This is a genomic window from Kribbella sp. NPDC004536, from assembly GCF_042873835.1.
Taxonomy (GTDB): Bacteria; Actinomycetota; Actinomycetes; order Propionibacteriales; family Kribbellaceae; genus Kribbella.
Window position 1 is genome coordinate 395896 of sequence record NZ_JBIALY010000005.1, and the last position, 23391, is coordinate 419286.

20 protein-coding genes are annotated in these 23391 nt (G+C 66.9%); 13 read left to right on the forward strand and 7 right to left on the reverse strand.

From position 1 onward, the window contains the following. The first annotated feature begins 161 nt into the window (after positions 1–161). Together ACFYRU_RS37755 and ACFYRU_RS37760 are read left to right on the forward strand one after the other, a co-directional pair. Positions 162–656: a hypothetical protein gene (locus ACFYRU_RS37755; protein ID WP_387668282.1), complete on the forward strand. Its 495-nt coding sequence runs from the start codon at positions 162–164 to the stop codon at positions 654–656. A gap of 52 nt (positions 657–708) precedes the next feature. After that, entirely contained in the window at positions 709–996 is a 288-nt protein-coding gene (locus tag ACFYRU_RS37760; protein WP_387668284.1) for a YiaA/YiaB family inner membrane protein, read from the forward strand. On the opposite strand, the gene glnA is transcribed toward ACFYRU_RS37760, so the two are convergent. Beyond that, on the reverse strand, positions 997–2337 hold the full coding sequence (glnA, locus tag ACFYRU_RS37765) for a type I glutamate--ammonia ligase (RefSeq protein WP_355688658.1): 1341 nt from the start codon (positions 2335–2337) through the stop codon (positions 997–999). It abuts the gene before it with no gap. Positions 2338–2450: 113 nt separating this feature from the next. Here glnA and ACFYRU_RS37770 point away from each other — a divergent pair, with 113 nt between their 5' ends. After that, entirely contained in the window at positions 2451–2858 is a 408-nt protein-coding gene (locus ACFYRU_RS37770) for a hypothetical protein (protein WP_387668287.1), read from the forward strand. On the opposite strand, the gene ACFYRU_RS37775 is transcribed toward ACFYRU_RS37770, so the two are convergent. Together ACFYRU_RS37775 and ACFYRU_RS37780 are read right to left on the reverse strand one after the other, a co-directional pair. Then, positions 2784–3686, reverse strand: coding sequence for a hypothetical protein (locus ACFYRU_RS37775; RefSeq protein WP_387668289.1), 903 nt, complete (start codon positions 3684–3686; stop codon positions 2784–2786). The two genes, ACFYRU_RS37770 and ACFYRU_RS37775, sit on opposite strands and share 75 nt — an antisense overlap. After that, positions 3683–4153, reverse strand: coding sequence for a hypothetical protein (locus ACFYRU_RS37780; RefSeq protein ID WP_387668291.1), 471 nt, complete (start codon positions 4151–4153; stop codon positions 3683–3685). Before ACFYRU_RS37780 ends, ACFYRU_RS37775 begins: the two co-directional genes overlap by 4 nt. 48 nt (positions 4154–4201) lie before the next feature. Between ACFYRU_RS37780 and ACFYRU_RS37785 the strand changes: the two genes are divergently transcribed. Both ACFYRU_RS37785 and ACFYRU_RS37790 read left to right on the forward strand, forming a co-directional pair. Then, positions 4202–4861 carry a peptidoglycan recognition family protein gene (locus ACFYRU_RS37785; protein WP_387668294.1) on the forward strand — a complete coding sequence of 220 codons (660 nt, stop codon included), beginning with the start codon at positions 4202–4204 and terminating at the stop codon, positions 4859–4861. Between the two features lie 63 nt (positions 4862–4924). After that, positions 4925–5566 (forward strand): dihydrofolate reductase family protein, encoded by a 642-nt coding sequence (locus tag ACFYRU_RS37790; RefSeq protein ID WP_387668296.1) that lies wholly within the window; start codon positions 4925–4927, stop codon positions 5564–5566. On the opposite strand, the gene ACFYRU_RS37795 is transcribed toward ACFYRU_RS37790, so the two are convergent. After that, positions 5553–6695: a DUF418 domain-containing protein gene (locus tag ACFYRU_RS37795; RefSeq protein WP_387668298.1), complete on the reverse strand. Its 1143-nt coding sequence runs from the start codon at positions 6693–6695 to the stop codon at positions 5553–5555. The genes ACFYRU_RS37790 and ACFYRU_RS37795 overlap by 14 nt on opposite strands. Before the next feature lie 206 nt (positions 6696–6901). On the opposite strand from ACFYRU_RS37795, the gene ACFYRU_RS37800 reads away from it, so the two are divergent. The 7 genes from ACFYRU_RS37800 (at position 6902) to ACFYRU_RS37830 (ending at position 20558) form a co-directional block, all read left to right on the forward strand. Continuing rightward, the gene (locus ACFYRU_RS37800; protein ID WP_387668300.1) at positions 6902–8674 is read left to right on the forward strand and encodes an NAD+ synthase; all 1773 of its coding nucleotides are present in this window, start codon (positions 6902–6904) and stop codon (positions 8672–8674) included. A 1718-nt stretch (positions 8675–10392) separates the two neighbouring features. Beyond that, positions 10393–11292, forward strand: a complete 900-nt coding sequence (panB, locus tag ACFYRU_RS37805; RefSeq protein WP_387668521.1) for a 3-methyl-2-oxobutanoate hydroxymethyltransferase — start codon at positions 10393–10395, stop codon at positions 11290–11292. A 130-nt stretch (positions 11293–11422) separates the two neighbouring features. Further along, positions 11423–13999, forward strand: coding sequence for an ATP-binding protein (locus ACFYRU_RS37810; RefSeq protein WP_387668302.1), 2577 nt, complete (start codon positions 11423–11425; stop codon positions 13997–13999). Positions 14000–14655: 656 nt separating this feature from the next. Continuing rightward, entirely contained in the window at positions 14656–14850 is a 195-nt protein-coding gene (locus tag ACFYRU_RS37815) for a hypothetical protein (RefSeq protein ID WP_387668304.1), read from the forward strand. Between the two features lie 168 nt (positions 14851–15018). After that, the gene (locus tag ACFYRU_RS37820) at positions 15019–17373 is read left to right on the forward strand and encodes an ATP-binding protein (RefSeq protein ID WP_387668307.1); all 2355 of its coding nucleotides are present in this window, start codon (positions 15019–15021) and stop codon (positions 17371–17373) included. 489 nt (positions 17374–17862) lie between these two features. Then, a complete protein-coding gene (locus tag ACFYRU_RS37825; protein WP_387668310.1) occupies positions 17863–18840 on the forward strand; it encodes a tetratricopeptide repeat protein in 978 nt (325 codons plus the stop codon). Between the two features lie 116 nt (positions 18841–18956). Further along, entirely contained in the window at positions 18957–20558 is a 1602-nt protein-coding gene (locus tag ACFYRU_RS37830) for an alpha/beta hydrolase (RefSeq protein WP_387668313.1), read from the forward strand. Here the strand turns inward: ACFYRU_RS37830 and ACFYRU_RS37835 are convergent. After that, positions 20538–21437: an aldo/keto reductase gene (locus ACFYRU_RS37835; RefSeq protein ID WP_387668316.1), complete on the reverse strand. Its 900-nt coding sequence runs from the start codon at positions 21435–21437 to the stop codon at positions 20538–20540. The genes ACFYRU_RS37830 and ACFYRU_RS37835 overlap by 21 nt on opposite strands. A 90-nt stretch (positions 21438–21527) precedes the next feature. On the opposite strand from ACFYRU_RS37835, the gene ACFYRU_RS37840 reads away from it, so the two are divergent. Continuing rightward, the gene (locus ACFYRU_RS37840) at positions 21528–22007 is read left to right on the forward strand and encodes an NUDIX hydrolase (RefSeq protein WP_387668319.1); all 480 of its coding nucleotides are present in this window, start codon (positions 21528–21530) and stop codon (positions 22005–22007) included. Position 22008: 1 nt separating this feature from the next. On the opposite strand, the gene ACFYRU_RS37845 is transcribed toward ACFYRU_RS37840, so the two are convergent. Both ACFYRU_RS37845 and ACFYRU_RS37850 read right to left on the reverse strand, forming a co-directional pair. After that, a complete protein-coding gene (locus ACFYRU_RS37845) occupies positions 22009–22185 on the reverse strand; it encodes a hypothetical protein (RefSeq protein ID WP_387668535.1) in 177 nt (58 codons plus the stop codon). 222 nt (positions 22186–22407) lie between these two features. Further along, a complete protein-coding gene (locus ACFYRU_RS37850; RefSeq protein ID WP_387668321.1) occupies positions 22408–23151 on the reverse strand; it encodes a helical backbone metal receptor in 744 nt (247 codons plus the stop codon). Positions 23152–23391 lie beyond the last annotated feature (240 nt).

The following is a 23391-nucleotide window of genomic DNA, read 5'->3' on the forward strand; positions in this document are numbered from 1 at the left end:
CCGTCCCTCCCACGACCCTCTCCGACCCTCAGCCACTCCCGCAGGCTACCCAACCGGACCACGCCTGGAACCAGCGGTCCTGCTCACGTCTCAACCAGATTGCAGTGGATACACGGTGTTGTGTAGCGGATTCGGTGCGTAGTCGGGCATGATGACTTTTCATGGTCATGATGACGGGGTCGCTCGCCGTGAGCGGCATGGTGGTCTGGTTGACGCCGCAGCAAGGCGGCCGGGTGTCCGGACCGCCGGATCCGGACTACGACTACGACTACACCGCGACGGCGTACCTGCCGCCGCGGACGGCCGAGGACGGTCAGGCCGGGATCGCGCTGCGCCGGTTCGCGCCGGGTGCGTGGCGGACACCGGCCGAGGGGATTCTCGTTCCTGCCAAGGGGAATCGCGCCCAGCAGGTCATCCCTGGCTGCGTCGTCGTGATCACCGAAGGAGTCCGCCCGGTCGGGTTCCTGACCGTCGAAGAGGTGCAGCTCCTGGCACCTGACGGTACGCCGGTCGTACCACCAGCCGCCTCGGTTCCCGAGGTGGTCGCGGAGGTTGCGCCCGCCACCGAACCGCCGTACCGGCACTCGACCGCGGCCGCCCGCTGGACGTCGCGGCACGCCTCGGACGACGTACCGTCGGAGCCCGCGGGGGTCTGAACAAGTAGTTCTCCTCATGCGGGACCGGCGGTCCGGCGCCGACGATCTCCTCATGACGAACCGAATCCAGCCTCAGCAGACTCCCGCGTTCTACGCCCAGGCCATCGCGTCCTTCGGCATCTCCCTCACCGCGATGACGCTGGCCCTCATCTACCTGCCCGCGTCGCCCTGGATCCGCGCGTTCCTGACCCTGGGCCTCCTGTACGTCGTCACCTCGACAGTCGTGCTGTGCAAGGTGGTGCGCGACCGCCAGGAGGTTTCCGAGGTCACCAACCGGGTGGACCAGGCACGCCTGGACAAACTCCTCACCGAACACGACCCGTTCCGGGTCGAGGCCTGATCAGAGGACGGGCAGGAGTTTGTTCAGTTCGAACGGGGTGACCTGGCGGCGGTAGTCCTGCCACTCGGCGCGCTTGTTGCGGAGGAAGAAGTCGAAGACGTGCTCGCCGAGCGTTTCGGCGACCAGTTCGCTGTCCTCCATCGCGCTGATGGCCTCGGCGAGGCTGCCCGGGAGGGGCTTGATACCCAGGGCCTTGCGCTCGCGCGGAGTCAGCGACCAGATGTCCTCCTCGACCTCCGCCGGGAGTTCGTAGCCCTCCTCGATCCCCTTCAGGCCGGCCGCCAGCATGAGCGCGAACGCCAGGTACGGGTTGGCGGCCGAGTCCAGCGAACGGAACTCGACCCGGGACGACTGGCCCTTGTGCGGCTTGTACATCGGCACCCGCACCAGGGCCGACCGGTTGTTGTGGCCCCACGAGATGAACGACGGCGCCTCGTCCCCGACGGCGAGGCGCTTGTACGAGTTCACCCACTGGTTCGTCACCGCGGTGATCTCGGCCGCGTGCTGCAGCAGGCCGGCGATGAACGCGCGACCGGTCTTCGAGAGCTGGTACTGCGCGCCGCCCTCGAAGAACGCGTTCCGGTCGCCCTCGAACAGCGACATGTGCGTGTGCATCCCGGAACCCGGCTGGTCCGACAGCGGCTTCGGCATGAACGACGCGTAGATGCCCTGCGAGAGCGCCACCTCCTTCACCACGACGCGGAACGTCATGATGTTGTCGGCGGTCGACAGCGCGTCGGCGTACCGCAGGTCGATCTCCTGCTGGCCCGGCCCGCCCTCGTGGTGGCTGAACTCGACCGAGATGCCCATCGACTCGAGCATCGTGATCGCCTCGCGGCGGAAGTCGTTGCCGATCCCCTGCGGCGTGTGGTCGAAGTACCCCGACGAGTCGACCGGCTCCGGCGTCGTACCGGGCGCGCCGACCAGCGACTTGAACAGGTAGAACTCGATCTCCGGGTGCGTGTAGAAGGTGAACCCGAGATCGGCGGCCTTGGACAGCGTCCGCTTCAGCACGTGCCGCGGGTCCGCGAACGACGCCGACCCGTCCGGCATGTTGATGTCGCAGAACATCCGCGCGGTGCCCATGGTCTCGCCGCGCCACGGCAGGATCTGGAACGTCGACGGGTCCGGCTTGGCCAGCATGTCGGCCTCGGTCACCCGGGCGAACCCCTCGATCGCCGACCCGTCGAATCCGAGCCCTTCGGCGAACGCGCTCTCCAGCTCGGCCGGCGCCACCGCGACCGACTTCAGGAACCCGAGTACATCGGTGAACCAGAGCCGCACGAAACGTACGTCGCGCTCCTCCAGCGCGCGCAGCACGAACTCCTGCTGCTTGTCCATCAGTCCACCTCTCAACCGAGTCTGGAGACTCTCACAGTGTGCCTTGCCGTTGTTAACCAGACGTTACGTGGCGGCGCCACCCGGCGTACGTTCAGGGCCTAGCGTGTCCTCTTGTGCAGACGATCTTCCGGGCCGCACTGATTGTCGCGGCAGTGCTCTGCCTGAGCGACCTGATCGTCGGTACGGCCCGCTTCGTGCAGTCGCTGCGCCGGACGCGACCGGCCGAGCGGGATGTCCTCGGCCGCCGCTGGCTGCCGGTGCCGGAGCTCGGGTTCGGCATGGTCGCGTTCTGCTGCCCGGGACTCGTCACGCTCGGCCTGACGCATCACGACGCGACCGACCTGCCGACGCGGCAGATCCTGCTCGCGGCCCTGGTCTTCGGGTACGCCGGTGCGGTGCTGTCCCGGGTGGTCCGGACGCCCGGCCCCGGCGGGCGCCGGTTCAAGCTACGCGCCGGCCTGCTGCTCGGCCTGCCGGCCCTGTTCGGCCTGGTCTTCGGCCTTTCGGGCATCCCGGCCTGAACGGTCTGCACGGTCTGCTCGGCGCGCCCGGTACCACGGCACGATCCGTTCGAGCGGCGCGAAGGCGAGCCAACAGACCACGGTCGGCAGGAAGTGGATCAGCAGGATCGCCGTGTTCGCCGCGTGGAACCCGAGGAAGAACAGTGCACCGAACAGTTGCCACCGGCCCTTCAGCCACAGGATCACCGGCGAGCAGAACTCCCCGATGATGCCGACCCACTGCATGACGTGCAGGATCCACGGGTAGTTCAGCAGCCACTCCCCGACCGGATGTGGCCGCCGCACGATCGCCCAGGTGAGGATGGCGCTCCCGGGCCAGGTCAGCGCCCAGCCGGCGCTGCGCAGTTTCGCGATCGCGGACAGGAAGTACGTCGCGATCACACAGATCTGGATGCACCGGACGACCCAGCCGGCCGCCTCGGACTTCGTCTGGTCGCCGTACGACGCCCGCCCGACCGTGGGCAGTACCCACAACGCGATGACCAGCGCGAGGTGGTCGTGGTCGACCTTGCCGTCGCTCATCCCGATCAGCACCCACCAGGTGAACGCCGGTGCGACGATCCAGCCGGCGATCCGCGGAAAGCGGTTCGTCGCGCCGATCAAGCACGCGACGATGAGTACGACGTACAGCGTCGTGGTGTTCGCCACCGACGGCTTCGGGAGGTCGAGCAACCGGGCCAGCAGCAACGGCTGGTACAACCCCGGATGCTGACCCTTGTCGAGGGTGTCGCGGACGAAGGCGTGCATGTCGAGGATGACGAACAGATAGAGGACGGTCCGCAACCAGGCGATCCGGCCCATCGCGATCGGTGGGGTGAACCAACTCATCGCCGCACCTCCCAGGTCGCGAGCACCTGCGACGTCGGCGGCCCTTCGACCCGGCCCTTGACCAGTTGGGTCGTGTCGCGGATCAGTTCGAGCTTCACGTACTTCGGTTTGTCCGGGTGCTTGCGTGCCCATCCGTCCGCGACCTGCTGGAGCAGTGACGGGTCCTTCTCGATCTCGCCGGCCCGCGCCTCGATCTCGGCCCGGGCGACGCCCGCGCCCTCGATGTTCAGCGGTACGTCGACCGTCGTACCGGCGTCGGTGACCGCGCTGATCCGGGTGTAGTCGATCTTCGCGTCGTCCGGTACCGACATCGCGTACTGCGACATCGGGCCGAACGGCCAGGCGTCGTCACTGGCGCGGACCGAGCCGTTGATCAGCAGAGCGATCCCGGCCACCGCGACCAGGACCCGCAGCACCTTGCCGACCCGCCCCAGCCGGACCTGCTCACCATCAGTCACGCGGGCCATTACACCATTCCGGTTTGGAGGGCTTGTTCGTAGGGAATTTTCTATAACATGACCGCCCCAGAAAGTTTCAAACGGGTCTCCCGGCGTACCCTGCTCGGCGCTTCCGCCGGCGGCGTACTGCTCGGCGGACTCGCCCTGCCGACGGCAGCGCACGCGGCTCCCGCGCCGCGCTGCTACACGCGCACCGAGTGGTCGGCGCGCCCGCCCAAGTCCCCCACCCAGGTGATCGGCAAGCCCGACCACATCGTCATCCACCACACCGCGAGCCCGAACGTCACCGACTACTCGCTGGCCGCGGCGTACAAGGTCCAGCACTGGATCCAGGACCTGCACATGGACACCAACGGCTGGATCGACATCGGCAACCAGTTGACGATCAGCCGCGGCGGCTTCCTGATGGAGGGCCGCAGCAAGTCGCTGTCCTCGATCAACAACGGCCAGAACGTGCTCGGTGCGCAGACCGCGAACAACAACAGCCACACGATCGGGATCGAGCACGAGGGTATCTACGTCAGCGAGGACGTACCGGTCGCGCTGTTCGACATGTCGGTACTGACGTGCGCCTGGCTGTGTGCGAAGTACGGCCTCGATCCGCATGCCGCGATCGTCGGGCACCGTGACTACAACACCACGCAGTGCCCGGGTGACGTGTTCTACGCCCGGCTGCCGGAGCTGCGGGACCGGGTCGCCGCGGTTCTGCTCGGCTGATGTCAAAGTGACGGTGGGTGCTCCGACCGTAGGGTGACAGCAGCCAGACGGAGGAGCACTCACATGTCGCAGGTACGGATTCACAACTTCTCGATCTCCCTGGACGGGTTCGGTACCGGCGAGGGCCAGTCCAGGAAGGCCCCGTTCGGTCACGCCGGCGAACGGCTGCACGACTGGTTCGTCGCCACGCAGTACTTCCATTCGATGGACGGCGAGCCCGGCGGCACGCAGGGTGTCGACAACGCGTTCGCCGCGCAGCACGAGCGCGGGATCGGCGCCGAGATCATGGGCGCGAACAAGTTCGGTCCGCCCGGGTGGCAGGACGACGCCGACTGGACAGGGTGGTGGGGGCCGAACCCGCCGTTCCACAGCCCGGTGTTCGTACTCACCCATCGCCCGCGGCCGTCGGTGGAGATGGAGGGCGGTACCACGTTCCACTTCGTCGACGCGACGCCTGCGGAAGTACTGGCGCAGGCGCGGGCGGCGGCCGGTTCCGGCGACGTACGGCTGGGTGGTGGGGTGTCGGTGATCCGCGAGTTCCTGAAGGCGGGGCTGGTCGACTACATGCACCTGGCGGTGGTGCCGATCGTGCTCGGCCGCGGGGTCCGGTTGTGGGACGAGCAGGAGTCGCTCGAGCAGCAGTTCGACATCCAGAGCGTGACGGCGCCGAGCGGCGTGACCCACTTGAGTTTCATCCGGAAGTAACGGTGGTGGGGCGTCGGTAGGTGATGCGGCGGATCAGCAGCTCGAACGGGCCACGGTAGCCGGCGCGCCGCATCCGGTCGGCGAGTACGACGGTCGCGAGCCAGGTCGCGACGGCGAGGAGCGCTGTCGTGGTGGTGAGTGTGCCCGAGAGATCGAGCAGGTACGGCGTGAACACGACGGCCCAGACGACCGACTGGGACAGGTAGCACGTCAGCGAACGTTGTCCGACGGCGGCGATCGCCGCCGTGACCGGGCGTACGCCGGCGCGGTGGGCGATCAGCACCATCAACGCGGCGTACCCGAAACCGCCGAACACGCCGGTTGCGTCGTGCAACGGTCCGGCGATGGTCAGCGCATGGTCGCTCGGCCGGGCCAGTACGCCGCCGACGACGAGCGCCATCGGGAGCGCGCCGGCGACCGCGATCGTCAGGCCGAGCAGGGCGGTGGTCCGGAGCAGGGTGAGGTGTTCGGCGGGGCGTTCGAGGATGCGGCGGCGGCCGGCCCACAGACCGATCAGGAACGGGGTGACGAAGCCGATCCAGCCGAGGCCGGCGATGAACGGCTGGACGGTGATCCGTTCGGCGAACTGTCCGAGGAAGCTGTTCGGCACCATCGCCGGGTCCGGTCCGTCGGTGCGGCTCTCGTTACTCGGCAGCGCGGTCAGGATCAGTACGAACGCGGCGACTGCGAACAGCCAGCGGTCCTTCCAGCGCAGGGCCCAGACGCCGAGGAAGAGCAGTACACCGTACGCGGCGAGGATGTCGCCGATGTAGAGCAGCATCGCGTGGGCGAAACCGAGGACGACCAGGACGAGGCTGCGGCGCCACAGCAGCTTGCGGATCCCCCACCAGGTGTTGCCCGTTTCGCGTTGGCGGCGGACGATCTGCGCCACGCCGTACCCGAACAGGACACCGAACATCGGGAACGCGCGCCCGTCGACGAACGTCGAGATCAGCCCACCGACGATCCGGTCGAGCCCCGACCCCCCGACCGGAAACCCACCGAAGTAGGCGCCACCTGAAACGAAGTAGTGCGAGTTCGCCAACGCGATGAACAACAACATGAACCCACGCGCAAGATCCGGCCCAAGCGCCCGCTCCCGCAGCCCAGTCGGCCCTCGCGCATCCATACTGCCAAGTCAACCCATCCCGCCCCGCCCCCACATCCAACCAAAGTCCCCACCAACTGAACCTTCGTCGCTGTTCGATGGACTCCCCTATTTCCTCTCCCGAACGGGGTCGCGGTGACCTGGAGTTGGTCCGGACTTTTCTAAGGCATTCGTAAGAGTTGGTGAGGGGCGTGGGGTCGGGCGGGGGGAACCAGTAATGTGCTCTCGTGCCTCAGCTTCGGGTTGCTCTTGCTCAGATCGATGTGACCGTGGGTGACATCGACGGGAACACCGACAAGATCGTCGCGTGGACCCGGAACGCGGTCGAGCAGGGTGCGCAGGTCGTCGCGTTTCCGGAACTCGGGCTGACCGGTTATCCGGTCGAGGACCTGGCGTTGCGGGCCTCGTTCGTGGATGCCTCGCAGGCGCACATCAAGAAGCTCGCGCAGCGCCTGGCCGACGAAGGGCTCGGCGAGATCGTGGTCGTCTGCGGGTACCTGGATCGCGCCGGCGGTACGGCGATGGGCATCGACCGGCTCGGCCGGCCGAAGGGTTCGCCGACCAACTCGGCCGCGGTGATCCACCAGGGCCGGGTCGTCACCAGCGCGGTCAAGCACCACCTGCCGAACTACGGCGTCTTCGACGAGTTCCGGCACTTCGTACCAGGCAACACGCTGCAGGTCGTCCGCATCCACGGTATCGACGTCGCGGTCGTCATCTGCGAGGACCTCTGGCAGGACGGCGGCCCGGTCGCGGTCGCCCGCGAGGCCGGCGCCGGTCTGCTGCTGGTCGTGAACAGCTCGCCGTACGAGGCGAACAAGGACGACGTCCGCGGCGACCTGGTCCGCCGCCGCGCCCGCGAGGCCGGCTGCGCGCTGGCGTACGTGAACCTCGTCGGCGGCCAGGACGAACTGGTCTTCGACGGCGACTCGCTGGTCGCGGATGCCGAGGGCAAGATCTTCGCCCGCGCCCCGCAGTTCGAGCAGGGCAGCATGATCGTCGACCTCGAACTGCCTTCCGCGACAGGCACTCCGGCCGGTACCCACAAGGGCATCGAGATCGTCCACACCGTGCTGCAGTCCGACGAGCTCGCGCCGTACGAACCGATGGCCCCGAACGTCGCGCCGCGGTTGTCCGACGAGGCCGAGATGTACGGCGCGATCGTCACCGGGCTGCGCGACTACGTCCAGAAGAACGGCTTCAAGTCCGTACTGCTCGGCCTGTCCGGCGGGATCGACTCCTCGCTGGTGGCCGCGATCGCCTGCGACGCGATCGGTGCCGAGCACGTGTTCGGGATCTCCAACCCGAGCGTCTACTCCAGCGACCACTCCAAGGACGACGCCGCCGAACTGGCCGCGCGGACCGGCCTGAACTACCGGGTGATCCCGATCCAGCCGATGGTGCAGCCGTTCCTGGACACTCTCGGGCTGACCGGCCTGGCCGAGGAGAACCTGCAGGCCCGGGTCCGCGCGGTGATCTGGATGGGCCTGTCGAACTCCGACGGCCACCTGGTACTTGCCTGCGGCAACAAGTCGGAGCTGTCCGTCGGCTACTCGACCATCTACGGCGACGCCGTCGGCGGGTACGCACCGCTGAAGGACCTGCCCAAGACGCTGGTCTGGCGGCTGGCGAAGTGGCGCAACGAGGACGCGAAGGCGCGCGGCCAGCAGCCGCCGATCCCGGAGAACTCGATCGCGAAACCCCCGTCCGCCGAGCTCCGCCCGGGACAGCAGGACACCGACTCGCTGCCGGCGTACGACCTGCTCGACGACATGCTGGACGACTACGTCGAGCAGGACCGCGGCAGTGCGGAACTGGTCGCGGCGGGATTCGACCCCGAGCTGGTCACGAAGGTGATCGGGCTCGTCGACAGAGCGGAGTACAAGCGCCGGCAGTACCCACCGGGCCCGAAGCTGACCCACAAGGCCTTCGGGCGGGACCGCCGGTTGCCGATCACGAACGCATGGCGTGAGGACGCACGGAAGGCAGCCGAGCACTGAGCGACTCCTGGCGGTACCGCCCATCCCAGCCCGACAACCCGGGCCAAGACTCCCCGTGGGGCTCGCGCGAAGAGCCGTACGATCGTTCCGGCCTGCCCAACCAGGATGTGAACTCCTCCACAGCCGGTGGCGCTCACCCTCCGCATCGGTGGGACGATGAGGCCATGGCTGACAGCTCGGACTACGAGGACGACAACTGGCGGGACCGGGGTCTCGGTCTCGACCCGTCGCCGTCGCTGCCGAACGCGCCGCGGACGTACGAGCGCGGCCCGGTGCCGCAGCAGCCGTACGTACCGAAGCCGCCGTACCTGCCGAGTGCGCCGCCACCTCCCGGCCGGCAGCCGTACTACGAGCCGCAGCGCGAGGAGCAGTTCGGACGGGAGCACCAGGAGCAGAACCCGTTCCGCCCGCCGCAGCAGCCCCCGGCGACACCGCCGGCACCGGGGCGGCCGAGTCCGTTCGGTCCGGGTTCGAACGGGAACGGCGCACCGGCTCGTCCGGCCGGCGGGAACGGTACGCCGCCGCGTCCGTCCTCGAACGGCAACGCGAACTGGAGCAGCCCGGCGCCGCAGCAGCCGAACCCGTTCGCCCCACCGCCGGCCAGCAGCAACGGCCACGGCAGCAACGGCCACACCGGCAACGGTGTCAGCGGCAACGGGGTCAGCGGCAACGGGGTCAGCGGCAACGGGTTGGGCGGCAACGGTCTCGGGAGCGGCAACGGGTTGCCGCCGCAGCAGCCGCCACGGCCGCCGCAGCGTCTGCAGCCGCCGGAAGCCCCGCGTGCACAGGAAGAACCGCCTCGACGGTACGAGCCGGGACCGGGTCCGGAGCCGGTCTGGGGGCATGAGCCGGCCCGTCAGCCGGAGCCGCCGCAGCAGCGTCCGCCGGAGACGTCGCGGCTGAGCGATGCCGCGCAGGCGTACGGCGCGGGTCGGTCGCAGGAAGGCACCCGGCCGGACGAAGCACGCCGCCGCGAGCCCGAGCAGCGCTACGAGCCCGAGGTACGGCCCGAGGCCGGGCAGCGGTATGAGCCACAGCCGCCGGCAGAGCGGCGTCGCGAGAGCGAGCAGCGATACGAACCACAACCGCAGGCAGAGCAGCGCCGCGAACCCGAACAGCGCTACGAGCCCGAGGCCGGGCAGCGGTACGAACCGGAAGCGCAGCGCGAGGCTGGGCAGCGGTACGAGGCCGAGGTGCAGCGCGAGGGCGGGCAGCGGTACGAACCGGAGGCGCGGCCCGAGGGCGGGCAGCGGTACGAGGCGCAGCCTGAGGAGGCGCGGCGGCGCGAGGGCGGGCAGCGGTATGAGGCGGGGGGTCGGGGCGAAGCCGGGCGGGGGTACGAGGCTCAGGCGGCGCAGCAACAACAGGAGCAGGTGCGGGAAGCAGAGCAGGTGGTTGAGGAGACGACTCAGCCGCAGGAGATCCGGCTTCGGGCCGAGGGGCAGCCGCGCGAGTCGGGGCGGCCGCGGGACAACGGGTACCTGACCGATCCGAGTGCGGAGTACGAGATCCACGCGCCGGTGACCGAAGAGCCGGCCGCTGAGCAGTCGCAGGCGACCGAGGCCTCGCGCCCGCTCGGTGCACGCCGCCGTGCCGACGTCCAGCAGGACGCACCGAGCCAGGTCCCGGCCGAGCAGGTAACGTCGCACCGCGCCGCGCGCCGCGCGTTCGCCTCGCCAGCAGCCGAGGAACCACAGCCGCAGAACACCACCGAAGAAGTGTCGCCGTACGGCGGACCCGCAGCCAAGCCGGCCGCGTCGACCCAACCGAGCGAGCCGACGGCGGCAACACCGGCAGCGCCACCAACCAACCAGGCCAAGCGACCGCGGCGGTACCGGGTCCACCACCTGCGCGACTTCAAGAGCCGCGGCGAGAAGTGGGCGATGCTGACGGCGTACGACCAGTACACCGCCGAGATCTTCGACCAGGCAGGCATTCCGGTCCTGCTGGTCGGTGACTCCGCCGCGAACAACGTCTACGGCTACGACACCACGCTCCGCGTCACCGTCGACGAACTGATCCCGCTCTCCCGCGCCGTCGCGAACGCGGCCGAGCACGCGCTGGTCGTCGCGGACCTCCCGTTCGGTTCGTACCAGGCGTCACCGGAGCAGGCGTTCCACACCGCCGTACGGTTCATGAAGGAAGCCGGCGTGCACGCGGTGAAGCTCGAGGGCGGGCGCACCGTCGTACCGATGGTGGAGAAGCTGACCCAGTCCGGCATCCCCGTGATGGCGCACATCGGGTTCACCCCGCAGAGCGAGCACAGCATCGGCGGGTACCGGGTGCAGGGCCGCGGCGAGCAGGCGGCCGGCCTGATCGACGACGCGGTCGCGCTCGCCGCGGCCGGTGCGTTCTCGATCGTGCTCGAGATGGTGCCGGGCGACGTGGCGGCCGAGATCACCAAGCGGGTGCCGATCCCGACGATCGGCATCGGCGCGGGCCGCGACACCGACGCCCAGGTGCTGGTCTGGCAGGACATGGCCGGCCTGCGGTCCGGCACCATGCCCCGCTTCGTCAAGCAGTACGCCGACCTGCGCGGCATCCTCACCAGCGCGGCCACGACGTACGCCGCCGAGGTTGCCGCCGGCGCCTTCCCGGCAGACGAACACACCTTTTAGGAAGTGATCGACTACGTGGAGTGCACGAGGTGAAGCGAACCTGATCCGGACATGACGTCTGCTTGATTGCCTGTGTCAGGACCGAATCCTGTCCTGCGAACTGGGCAATCCTGCGTGCGATCATCGAACCATGAGGTCGCAGATCCTCGAGCGGGAGCATGTCTTCGAGTGCCTGGCTGAAGCTGCAGCTGAGGCGGCAACCGGTCGCGGCTGTGTTGCGTTGGTGTACGGCGAGGCCGGAATCGGCAAGACCAGCGTGGTCGAGGCTGCGCAGAGCCGGATATCGACACCGGCGAGACTGCTGATCGGCAGGTGCGACGACCTTGCGACGGCTCGTGTGCTCGGGCCCTTCCGGGACCTGATCGGACAGGTGGGCGAGGAGGCCGAAACAGCCCTCGTGGAGGGCACACAGCAAGGTCGCATACTCGAAGCCCTCCGGAGCGAGCTCGACCAGCCCGATCAACCGACGCTGTTGGTCATCGAGGATGTCCAGTGGGCAGATGACGCAACTCTCGATGTCCTTCGTTATCTGGTCCGCAGAGTTGCGGACATGCATCTCGTTCTGCTCCTGACCTATCGCGACGACGAGCTGCTCGAGACTCATCCGCTGCTGCAACTGCTCGGTAACATGTCTGACAGAACCCTTCGGTTTCCGCTGCACCCGTTGTCCAAGGGCGCCGTACGTACCTTGAGCTCCGGAACCGGGATCAACACTGATCAGCTCTTCACCGTCACCTCGGGCAACCCGTTCTTCGTGACCGAGGTTCTCGGGATCGCGCCACGAAGCGGAGTGCCGGCGACGGTCATGGACGCCACGCTCGCCAGGCTCGCCAGGGTCGACGACGGGACTCGTCGCACCGTCGAGCAGCTCAGTGTGGTGCCGACCGCGATAGATCATCAGTTGCTCGACGCCCTGCTGCCCGGTAGGTCGGCCGATCTCATCGCTGCTGAGCAACACGGCATCGTGGAGGTCACTCCGCACGAGGTCAAATTCCGGCATGAACTGACCCGTTGTGCGATTGTGGACTCCCTGGCCGGTATGCGACGAGCCAGGTTGAACCGACGGGTGCTGTCCGTCCTGCTCCAAGACCCGACTGCCGACCTTGCCAGGATCATGCACCATGCCGCCGAGGCAGGCGACTGGTCCGCGATCGTGCGATTCGGTCCCGAGGCAGCCCGCCTCGCCGCTGCTGGTGGATCTCACCGTGAGGCCGCAGCGCATTATCAATTGCTTCTCGGACGCGCCGACTCGTTCTCCGCAGTCGAACGTGCCGCCCTTCTCGAGGGGTACGCGGTGGAGAGCCGCGCGATCGGTGAGAGCGATCGTGGAGTACTTGCCCAGCAGCAGGCCGTCGCTCTGCGCCGAACTCTGGGTGACGACGCCGCCGTCGGCGCTGGGTTGCGCTGGCTCTCGCGGGTGTACTGGTGGAGTGGTCACCGTCGAGAAGCAGAAGAGGCTGCCAGCGAGGCGGTCCGGATCGCCGAACGCGTCGGCGATCCGCATCTTCTCGCAACCTGCCTCACCCAACAGACGTCCTTGGACATCATGGACTTTCGTGCGCGGTCGGCGGCTCCGGATGCTGAGCGTGCCACCGAGCTGGCCCGTTCGATCGACGACCGATCAACGCTGTCGCATGCATTGAACAATTTGGCGCTGGCACGCTGGTTCATGGGCGGAGACGGCCGGGACTTGATGGCGGAGAGTCTGCAGGTTGCTCTCGACGCCGCCGACGACGACGCGGTCAGCCGGGCCTACAACAACATGGTCTCCGAGCTGTGGAGTCGTTTCCAGTTCGATGCCGCCGACGCCTACATCGATGCCGGTACCGAGTTCGCACAGCGTACCGATCAGGTTGTGGCTCTCCACCTCATGCATGCCTACCGTGCGTATCTTCAGCTCGGCCGCGCCGAGTGGGCTTCGGCCTTGGCAACCGTGGCCTCCATGGTTGACCCGGTCCCGATCGCTCGTTTCGCCGCGTTGACGATCACCGGGCGTATCCAGGCTCGCAGGGGCGATCCGGAGGCTGTGGCCCAGCTCGACGAGGCGGTCGCACTCGCCTACGAGATGAGTGATCTGCAGACGCTCGGGATCGCCGTGTCAGCAGCAGCCGAGGCTGCGTGGCTGCGCGGTGACGACGAAGCCGTCAGGACGTTGGCAGCCGGGCTGTACGACGAGCTGTCCGAGTTGGACTCGCCCTGCTTGACGCCAGAACTTGCTTACTGGCTGATGAAAGCGGGCTACTCTACGTTGCCTCGCCCCTCCGAGGAGCCGTACGGACTGCTGGTTGCCGGGCGCTGGCGGGACGCGGCCAGGGCGTGGCAGACAGCTGGCTGCAGTTACGAGTACGCGATGGCGCTGACGGAAAGTCCTGACCCGACCGACATCCTGGCCGGGCTGGAAAAGCTGGACGCTCTCGGCGCCAAGCCCCTTGCGCGGATCACCAGACTCAAGCTGCAGGAGATGGGTATCACCCGCGTTCCTCGCGGCCCGATCGCCACGACCCGGGACAACCCGGCGGGCCTCACCGCTCGCCAGCTGGACGTGCTGAACCTCATCGCGCGCGGCCTGACCAACGCCCAGATCGCCGATGAGCTGGTCATGTCGGTACACACAGCCGCCAACCACGTGGCCGCGATCCTCACCAAACTCGGAGTCCAGAGCCGGGACGAAGCTGCCGCCTACTGGTCAGCCCAGGCAGAGAATTAGTCAGCCTGCGCCGTCGATCTGATCAGCAGCAGATCACGAGATGCCCACGGCAACCAACGTATAAATACCTTCCAAGAGGAAGAGCATCAGCAATCTGGATGCAATTCCAAAAAATGTCCACAAATGATTTCGATCATCCAAATGGACACTACTACGGAAGGAATTGGGCCATGAAGCCGAAGCGCGGTATCAACCTCAACCACGCCCTGATTGTTCGCGGCGCCTGATTGAACCACAGCGTGTGGGCGGAACCGACGGTTCCGCCCACACGCTTGTTTGTTGCCGACGAGACCGGAGTCAGATTCCGTTCAGCTGTGATTCAGCCAGATGGCGAAGAATCGGGTGGGCTGACCTTGCCCACCGCGCTCGTCACACCTAAGGGGGCCGAATGCTTGCGAAGACGCGACTGCCACTCGCCATTCGCGTGTTGATCGTGGGCAATCGCGTGTCCGCATTCAGTTCCGGGGCGACCCTCCAAGCCATTCCCCTGACAACCGTCCCGGCCGGAATCGGCGGCCTCCTTTTGCCTACGGTGTCGGCGGCGCCGTCCTGGTTGTTGCTCTCGGCACCTTGCTGGGACATCTGACCCCCGGAGCATCAGACCCGGACGCTCAGCTCGGCGAGCCTGACAAACACCGCGGCTGAGCCGTCTCTTCGTGGTCGCTACAACGGCGCTCAAGCACTTGGCCTTCACCAGTGGCTGGCTGGATGGCACCGGGATGACCGGTGCCGTCCTCGCGTTCGCCCTGGAGAAGGACCTCTTCGCGATCCTCCTCGCCTTCGCCACCGGCGCTCTTCTGCTGCCAAGATCCGGTCGCCGCACCGCGGCATCGGCGGGCACAAGTTCCTGAATCATCGCGGGCGCCTCCACCGGCGACGCACACGCTCCAGCAACGCTCGTGCACGCAGTGTGCACTTCAACGAACGAGTCTGAATCCTTGGTGATGTCTGCCTGATCCGGAGTCGCCGAGGCCGGCTTTCACCCGAAGAGCGGTGCCCAGGTGTGCCATCATCGGGGCATGGGGGCGCGGATCCTCGAGCGGGACGACGTGCTGGCGGCTCTGGAACAAGCTCGCCTGGACGCCGAGCGCGGCCATGGTTCCACGGCACTTGTGTTCGGCGAAGCCGGCATCGGCAAGACGAGTGTCGTCGATACCCTGCGGGCCGGCCTTCCGGCTGACACGCGCTTTCTGATCGGCCGTTGCGACGACCTCACCGCGGCACGCGTGCTCGGCCCGTTCCGGGATCTGATCGGCAGCATAGGGGCCGACGCGGCAGAAGCACTTCGTGACGGAACCGATCAAGATCACACACTGTCAGCCCTGCGAACCGAGCTCGATCGGTCGGACCACCCAACAATCCTGGTCATCGAGGACGCACAATGGGCCGACGATGCCACCCTCGATGTTCTGCGCTACCTGACCCGGCGCGTCGCGCGGATGCATCTGGTCGTTCTGCTGACGTACCGCGAGGATCAGCTGTCGGGCAAACACCCGCTCCGCCAACTGCTCGGCATCGGGGGCGGGCAAGTACACAGATTCGCCCTGCGGCCGCTGTCGCCGGCGGGCGTCCGAACACTGAGCGCGGGCAGCAGCATTGACGCAGACGAGCTGTTTGCCGTGACCTCGGGCAACCCCTTCTTCGTGACCGAGGTGCTTGCCAGTGGCACTCACGCCGGAGTGCCGGCCACCGTTGTCGATGCAACTCTCGCGCGACTCGCCCGCATCGACACAATGACTCGGCGGGCCGTCGAGCAGCTCAGCGTGGTGCCGACCGCGATCGACTGTCAGCTCGTGGACGCCCTACTGCCCGAGGGGTGGGGCGCGCTGATCGCGGCTGAAGAATGCGGTTTGCTCGATGTCACCCCGGACGAGGTGACGTTTCGCCACGAGCTGACCCGCCGCGCCATCGCCGACGCACTGCCGGGCATGCGCCGCGCACAACTCAACAGCAGAGTCCTGGCCGCACTCGCCGATGATCCGACGGCCGATCTCACCCGAATCATGCACCACGCTACGCAAGCCGGAGACCGTGCAGCGATTCTGCGCTTCGGGCCGGCCGCGGCACGCGCAGCAGCATCCAGCGGTGCTCATCGGGAAGCGGCAATCCACTTCACCTCGGTCCTCGAGTACTCCGAGCTGCTTACCCTCGACGAACGCGCCGATCTCCTGGAGGCCTACGCAGTCGAGAGCAGGGCAATCGGCCAGAGCGACCTGGGCGTCGTCGCACAGCAGGAGGCCATCGAGTTACGACGCAGCCTTGGTGACGACGCCGCCGTCGGCGCCGGCCTGCGCTGGTTGTCACGGGCCTATTGGTGGAGCGGACATCGCAGAGAAGCCGAAGTCGCAGCAGAAGAAGCCGTCAGCGTTGCCGAGCGGATCGGCGATCCTCGTCTACTGGCGACCGCTCTCACACAGCAGGCCGCGCTGGAAGTGATGGACTTCCGAGCGAGCCGGGCCGCACCGGTCGCCGAGCGAGCGATCGAGCTTGCCCGGGCAGCCGGCGATGACGGAACGCTCTCGTACGCCCTGAACAACCTCGCGCTGGCACGGTGGTTCCTGGGCGGCGACGGTCGCGAACTGATGGCGGAGAGCCTGGCCGTGGCCATGGCCGCAGGCGACGACGACGCTACCAGCCGCGCGTACAACAACATGGTCTCCGAACTGCACAGCCGCTTTCGGCTGGACGAAGCAGATCCCTACGTCGATGCGGCCATCGCGTTCGCCGAGCGCACCGACCAACTCGTCGCTCTCGACCTCATGCACGCGCAACGCGCCTACATCCAGCTCGGCCGGGCTGACTGGGACGGCGCCTTGTCGACATTGGCCCACATCACGAACCCGGTCCCGGTTGTTCGCGTCACCGAGCGGACCATCGTTGGGCGCGTACTTGCCCGCCGTGGCGACCCGGATGCGGCCGCCACGCTGACAGAGGCAGTCCGGCTCGCGACCGAGATGGGTGACCTGCAAACACTTGGCCTGGCGGTCAATGCCGCGGCTGAAGCAGCCTGGCTGCGCGGCGACGCGCTCGGCGCGGTCGCCTTGGGGGCCGACCTCTACGACGAGCTGTCCGCTCTGGATTCACCGTGCCTCACTCCGGAGCTTGCCTATTGGATGCGCAAGGCAGGCCATTCCCTGGCAGTTCGTCCGTCCGACGAGCCGTACGGTCTTCTCCTTGCCGGTCGATGGCAGGAGGCGGCCGATTTCTGGCGCGCGGCCGGCTGCACCTATGAGCATGCACTGGCGCTGACCGAGAGTTCGAACCCGGCCGCTGTCTTCGCCGGACTGGAGGAGCTGGAGCTTCTCGGCGCCAAGCCCTTGGCGCAGATCACCCGGAGGAAGCTGCACCACTGGTCAGCTCCCGGCAAGATCTAGTCAGTCCTGCGCCATGATCTGATCATCGACAGATCATGAACCACCCGCGCACCGCGGGATACAAATACACGACAGGTTCGAGCGGGTGTACTCGCCCCGCTCGCACCTGTTTTCCGAAACCATAGAGATTGCAATACTCCAGCGGCGGAATTGCCGCTGTACCCGGCTGCGCTGAGTCAGTTCTGATTCAGCCCAGCTCCAAATCCCTCTGCGACTCTCGCGTCAACAGGCCTGCATCCCGCGGCCACCAGAGAGACGAGAGGAGAGAATCATGGTTCGTCGAGGCGTGAACCTGAACCACGCGCTTATCGTGCGTGGCGCCTGATTGCCGTGACTTCGGTCGCGTGAGGGACGGTGCGAGTGGAGCGAGTACATCCGCTCGCACCTGTCCTGGCGATCGCAAGAATGTCAGCACAGGTCAGGTTCAGGCCAACTCCAACTCCCTCGGGAATCCTGGCTCCAGCAGCTATCAGAGCATCAGGAGCCTCGATGGACAGATCATTTACTGAGCAGGAAAACGGCGCCGCCGGCAACCGTCTCGGAACAGCTCGCCAACTCCGGCAAGACGGTCGTCCAGCGGAGGCCGAGGCCATTCTCATTGAGCTTGCCGAAGAATATTCGTGGACCGCTGATCCGGACGCCGCCGAAGACTCATCCAATCAGCTCGCCTTTGACATCCGGCAGGAACTCGGTGGCCTGCAACTCGATCTCGGGCGCTATACCGATGCGGAAGCGACACTCCGCGAGGCTCGGGCGCAGGTGATGATCACCATTGGCGGGGACAGCCTTGCCGCGGCCCGGGCATCGAACGATCTTGGCGTCGTCTACAAATACCTCGGCCGGTTTGCCGACGCGCGGCAGATGTATGCCCACGCGCAACCGATCTTCGAAGAACATGATCCAGCCGGCGACATGGTGGCATCGCTGTTTCACAATTTGGCGGGTCTTGCCCACAGCGAAGGCCGCTACGCCGAGGGCGAGGTCGTCTCTCGGGACGGACTCGCGATGCGGATCGCTCTACATGGCAACGACCACCTGCTGGTAGCGGCAGACACGGCGGCTCTTGGCGGACTCTTGGAGGCGCAGGGGCAGTTCGAAGCGGCCGCAGGATGCTTTCGTCGCGCTGTTGAGATCTTCGAGCTGGCTCACGGTCGCCGGCACCCGGAGGTAGCCATCAACCTCAGCAATCTCGCGGCGGTCAGTGAGGCAGCTGGACAGTTCACCGAAGCCGAAAAGCTGTACAACGAAGCGTTGGAGCTCGAGCGAGATCTCTTCGGCGAGTCCCACCCGGAGACGATGCGGACACTCAACAACCTGGCCTATCTCCACAGGACGGCGGGTCGCGTGGACGAGGCTCGCGAAGCGTACCGGACAGTGGTCGCAGCCTTGGCGCCCCGAGTTCCGGACGACAACCCGGTACTCCGCGCGGCTCGCAACCAACTCGAAAAGCTCCGGGAAGCGAGTTGATCGACGCTCCGTGAGAGTGACGTCGCTCTCCGAAACAACAGGTTCTTCGGCTGACAAACTCTTGTTCTTGCTTTGGGGTGGGTTCAGGATGTTGCGCGGCAAAGGGGAGGCCGATCATGATCCGTCGATTCGTTGTTGCCGCAGGGGTTTCGTTCGCGTTGGTGGCCGGGGCGGTAACGTCGCTGCCGGCGGCGAGCGCCGTACCTGACCGAGCGAAGCCGTCGAGCTACACACCGCCGCCGATCAACTGGGGCCCGTGCGCGAGCCCCGGGCTGGCAAGACGCGGTGCGCAGTGCGGTGTGGTGTGGGTTCCACTGGACTACAGCCATCCGGACGGGACGAAGATCCAGCTCGCGGTGTCGCGTATCAAACACAAGACGCCCGACGCTCAGGCGCAAGGCCCGATGCTGGTGAACCCGGGCGGACCGGGTGGTTCCGGGCTGACACTGTCGGTGCTGGGCGAGTTCGTGCCGAACGGCGGCGGCGACCCGTACGACTGGATCGGCTTCGATCCGCGCGGTGTCGGTTCGAGCCTGCCGTCGCTGCACTGCATCGCGGACTACTCCGGGTACAACCGCCCGTTCTACATCCCGGTGACGAAGCAGATCGAGCAGGTGTGGATCAACCGCTCCAAGGCGTACGCCAAGGCCTGTGACAGCGCCCAGCATGCACTGCTGGGGCATCTGACCACGCTGGACTCGGTGCGCGACATGGAGAGCATCCGCAAGGCGCTCGGCGCACCGCAGATCAACTACTACGGCTTCTCGTACGGCACGTACCTCGGCCAGGTGTACGGCACGCTGTACCCGGACCGGCTGCGCCGCGCGGTCTTCGACGGCGTCGTGAACGCGACCCGCGTCTGGTACCAGGCCAACCTCGACCAGGACGTCGCGTTCAACAAGAGCGTCAAGGTGTTCTTCGCGTACGTCGCCGCGCACGACTCCACCTGGCACCTCGGGACCACCGAGGCCGCGGTCGAGAAGCTCTACTACAAGGAGATGCTGAAGCTCGTCGGGCATCCGGCAGACGGCAAGATCGGGCCGGACGAGTGGACCGACATCTTCACGCAGGCGGCCTACTACGTGTACGGCTGGGTCGATGTCGCGAACGCGTTCGCGGCCTGGGTGCACGACGGTGACGCCGCGCCGCTGGTCGACCTGTACGGCGGCCCGCCGTTCGACGACAACGGGCTCGCGATCTACCTCGGGGTGTCCTGCACCGACGCCAAGTGGCCGACGAACTGGAACACGTGGCGCCGCGACAACTGGAACTACTTCGCGAAGGCGCCGTTCCTGACCTGGGCGAACGCGTGGTTCAACGCACCGTGCGCGTTCTGGCCGGTGAAGGCCGGTCACCCGGTCAAGGTCGACGGGCGGCGGGTCAAGAGCCTGCTGCTGATCAACGAGACGCTCGACGCGGCGACGCCGTACTCGGGCGCGTTGCAGACCCGGAAGACGTTCCCGAACTCGGTCCTGATCGAAGGTGTCGGCGGTACCACGCACGCGGGCTCGCTGTCCGGGGTCTCGTGTACGGACGACCGGATCGCGGCGTACCTGCTGACCGGTGCGCTACCGGCACGGGTGCCGGGGAACCGGTCCGACGTGCAGTGCGACCCGGTGCCCGCACCGGAGCCGCTCACCGCACTGAGCCCCACCGCTTCGAGCATGGGGGCTCAGCGTGCAGCGCTCACCCGACTACTAGATCCACGGCAGGGCTGAGCGTTCGGTCCAGTACTCCTCGGGTTGCTGGGTGAACTCGAGGAGCGGGCCGTCGACGTGGTACGCGAGATTGCTCTCGAGTTGTTCGGTCGTGGTGGCTCCGCTGAGGACGACGTCCGCCCAGGGTTGAGCCACCGCGGCGCCGATCGCGAGCGAGTCCGGTGCAACGCGGTGCTGGCGCGCGAACTCGTTGAACGGGGTTTCGCCGGCACGTGCCGTCAGACGGCCGTTCGCGACCGCCTCCTTGATCACGACGAACCAGCCGGCGTCGTGCGCTTCGGCAAGTGCGGTGCCGGCAGAGGTTTCCAGTACGTTCCAGGTCGCCTGTACCGCGGTGAACGGCGTATCCGACGCCAGTGCCTTGCGGAGTGTCTCGGCCTGGCGCGGGCCGCTCGTGGAGAGGCCGACGCGTACGCCGGTGTCGGCCAACTCGCGAAGACGATCCAGCAAACGCTTGTCCTCCAACGCAGGACTGTCGGCGGTCAGGCTGTGGACGAGGTAGAAATCGGGCGGTCCGCCAAGCGCTTGCAAGGTCTCCGGCCACTGCCGTTCGAACGTCGCGAGGTCGTGGCTCTTCACCTCATGCGTGTCCGCGTCGTGCCGCCAGTCAGCGACGTACGTGTAGCCCCACTTCGAGCCGACAGTGAGTTGGCGACGGCGTTCGGGTGTCAGCCACTCGCCGAGGAACTGTTCGGCAAGCCCGTACGAACGCGCGGCGTCGAAGTACCGAACACCTGCGTGCCAGGCCTGCTCGAGCAGTTCGTGCGTACGTACCCGCAGGTCCTCGACCGCACGCCGCGGCGGCAGGTCCTGGTCGTGCCCGAGATTGATGTACCCAGGACGCCCCAGCGCCGCAAGACCCAGCCCGATCGTTGCCATGTGTCCGATCGTAGATGTGGACGGCAACAACTGTGAGACGCGCCGCACTGGTCGACGCCCGGTGGGCACTGTCCTCTAGCGTTTTGTGGTGTGACTGAAGCTACGGTTCGGCGGCGGACGACGGCCCGCGTACTGCCGGTGCGCCCGGACGGCAAGGTGTTGCTGCTGCACGGGTGGGACCCGCTGAAGCCGGCCACGACGTACTGGTTCACGATCGGCGGCGGCGTCGAGGACGGCGAGACGATCGCCGAGGCGGCCTGCCGCGAACTGCGCGAGGAGGTCGGGATCGAACTGCCGGCCGGCGAACTCGGTGCACCGGTGGCGACGAACACGATCGAGTTCGAGTACAGCGGCAGCCTGATCGTCCAGCGGCAGACGTTCTTCGCGGTCGCGGTGGACCGCGTCGACGTGACGTTCGCGAACCAGGAGGAGATCGAGCAGCAGACGATCAGCGAACATGGCTGGTGGTACGGCGACGACCTCGAGGCGACCGGTCTGGCCGCGCACGTCACAATCCCGGGACTGCTCCGTCAGGCCACGGACGCGATCACGTTGCGGAGGGCCTCGTAGCTCAGCGGGCGCGCGCTTCCTTCAGCACCTTCTTCGGGATCTTCTTGTCCACCTTGTAGTGCACGCGATCGAGCCGCTCGGCGCAGCCTGCCTTGGACAGGCGCAGCAGGACCACCGGGCACTTCTTGCACCTCGGCTTGTCCTTGCAGCACTTCTTCTTCGCGGTCATCGACGGCACCCGGTGAGCGTAGGTGAGGCATACCTAACCCGTCCAGACGTCGAGCGCCGATCGTGGCGGACGTCACGCTGGTGCCCCGTGAGTGCTGAGGCTCGAGCGATAGCGGTGTCCAGGTGCGTGCATCGGGGTGCTTCGGCAGTGACCTCGATGCGGAGCATCGTGGGCGCTGGCGAAGTGCCGCGAGGTGCGTGCATGGGCGCCGATAGCGCCGAGCCTCAGCACTCACGGGGCACCGAGCTGTCCGCTCAGCAGGCGGCGTGCCTCGACGAGTGACGGTCCGTACCAGGTCAGATGCCGGCCCGATACGCACTTCGCGGGTTTGCCGAAAGCCTCCGGTCCGTCGTCCGGTGAAAACGCGTACGGCTCGTCCGGGAGTACCGCGATGTCGTACTCGGGTAACGCGTCCGGGTCGAATCGGGGATAGCGTTCACCGGAATCTCTCAGGATGTTGTCGATACCAATACGCGCGAGCAGATCGCCGGCGAACGTGTCCCGTCCTAGTGCCATCCATGGTCTACGCCAGATCGGTACGACCGCCCGCCGGCGCATTCCGTCGTACGGCGTACTCCACACGTCGCGTGCTGCGTGCAGCCATGGTGGTTCGGTGCCGATGATCGCGGACAGCATGCGACCGAGTGAGTCGAGTGATTCGGGTACGGTCGTCGGCGCGGTCACCCAGACCGCGATTCCGTCGGCGCGCAACGCGTCGAGATCGACGGCTCTGTTCTCTTCGGCGTTGGCGACGACGACATCCGGTGCGAGCTCGCGGATGCGATCGAGGTCGGGATTCTTGGTACCGCGAACGCGCACCACGTCGAGGTCCGCGGGATGCGTACACCAGTCGGTCGCACCAACGATTTTCTCTACGTCGGTGATCGCGATCGACTCCGTCAACGACGGCACGATGCTGACCACCCGACGTACCTCGCGCGGTAGTTCGACGACGTTGTCCAGGTCGTCGTACACGTGCTTCAGCTCCTCTGTTCGCAGGACGTTGCCGAGGACAACACTCGCCGATCCGGCACTTTCGGGGGCGAAACTGCCGCGTGTCGCGAAGAAAATATTCCGGGCATCCGGCATGCTGCTGGCGCGGCGGAATCCCTTCTCTACAAGGATTTTCGGCATTTGTGCCCCGACACGCCGCCAGTTCGCCTTAGCCTGGGTGTGTTTCCGGTGCTTTACGTAACGCACAAGTGTTGTCATCAT

Coding starts and splice junctions, on each gene's coding strand:
- ACFYRU_RS37760 (WP_387668284.1), top strand. CDS start 709: ATGACGAACCGAATCCAGCCTCAGCAGACTCCCGCGTTCTACGCCCAG.
- ACFYRU_RS37775 (WP_387668289.1), bottom strand. CDS start 3,686: ATGAGTTGGTTCACCCCACCGATCGCGATGGGCCGGATCGCCTGGTTG.
- ACFYRU_RS37780 (WP_387668291.1), bottom strand. CDS start 4,153: ATGGCCCGCGTGACTGATGGTGAGCAGGTCCGGCTGGGGCGGGTCGGC.
- ACFYRU_RS37830 (WP_387668313.1), top strand. CDS start 18,957: ATGATCCGTCGATTCGTTGTTGCCGCAGGGGTTTCGTTCGCGTTGGTG.
- ACFYRU_RS37825 (WP_387668310.1), top strand. CDS start 17,863: ATGGACAGATCATTTACTGAGCAGGAAAACGGCGCCGCCGGCAACCGT.
- ACFYRU_RS37785 (WP_387668294.1), top strand. CDS start 4,202: ATGACCGCCCCAGAAAGTTTCAAACGGGTCTCCCGGCGTACCCTGCTC.
- ACFYRU_RS37810 (WP_387668302.1), top strand. CDS start 11,423: ATGAGGTCGCAGATCCTCGAGCGGGAGCATGTCTTCGAGTGCCTGGCT.
- ACFYRU_RS37795 (WP_387668298.1), bottom strand. CDS start 6,695: ATGGATGCGCGAGGGCCGACTGGGCTGCGGGAGCGGGCGCTTGGGCCG.
- ACFYRU_RS37755 (WP_387668282.1), top strand. CDS start 162: ATGGTCATGATGACGGGGTCGCTCGCCGTGAGCGGCATGGTGGTCTGG.
- ACFYRU_RS37790 (WP_387668296.1), top strand. CDS start 4,925: ATGTCGCAGGTACGGATTCACAACTTCTCGATCTCCCTGGACGGGTTC.
- ACFYRU_RS37820 (WP_387668307.1), top strand. CDS start 15,019: ATGGGGGCGCGGATCCTCGAGCGGGACGACGTGCTGGCGGCTCTGGAA.
- glnA (WP_355688658.1), bottom strand. CDS start 2,337: ATGGACAAGCAGCAGGAGTTCGTGCTGCGCGCGCTGGAGGAGCGCGAC.
- ACFYRU_RS37835 (WP_387668316.1), bottom strand. CDS start 21,437: ATGGCAACGATCGGGCTGGGTCTTGCGGCGCTGGGGCGTCCTGGGTAC.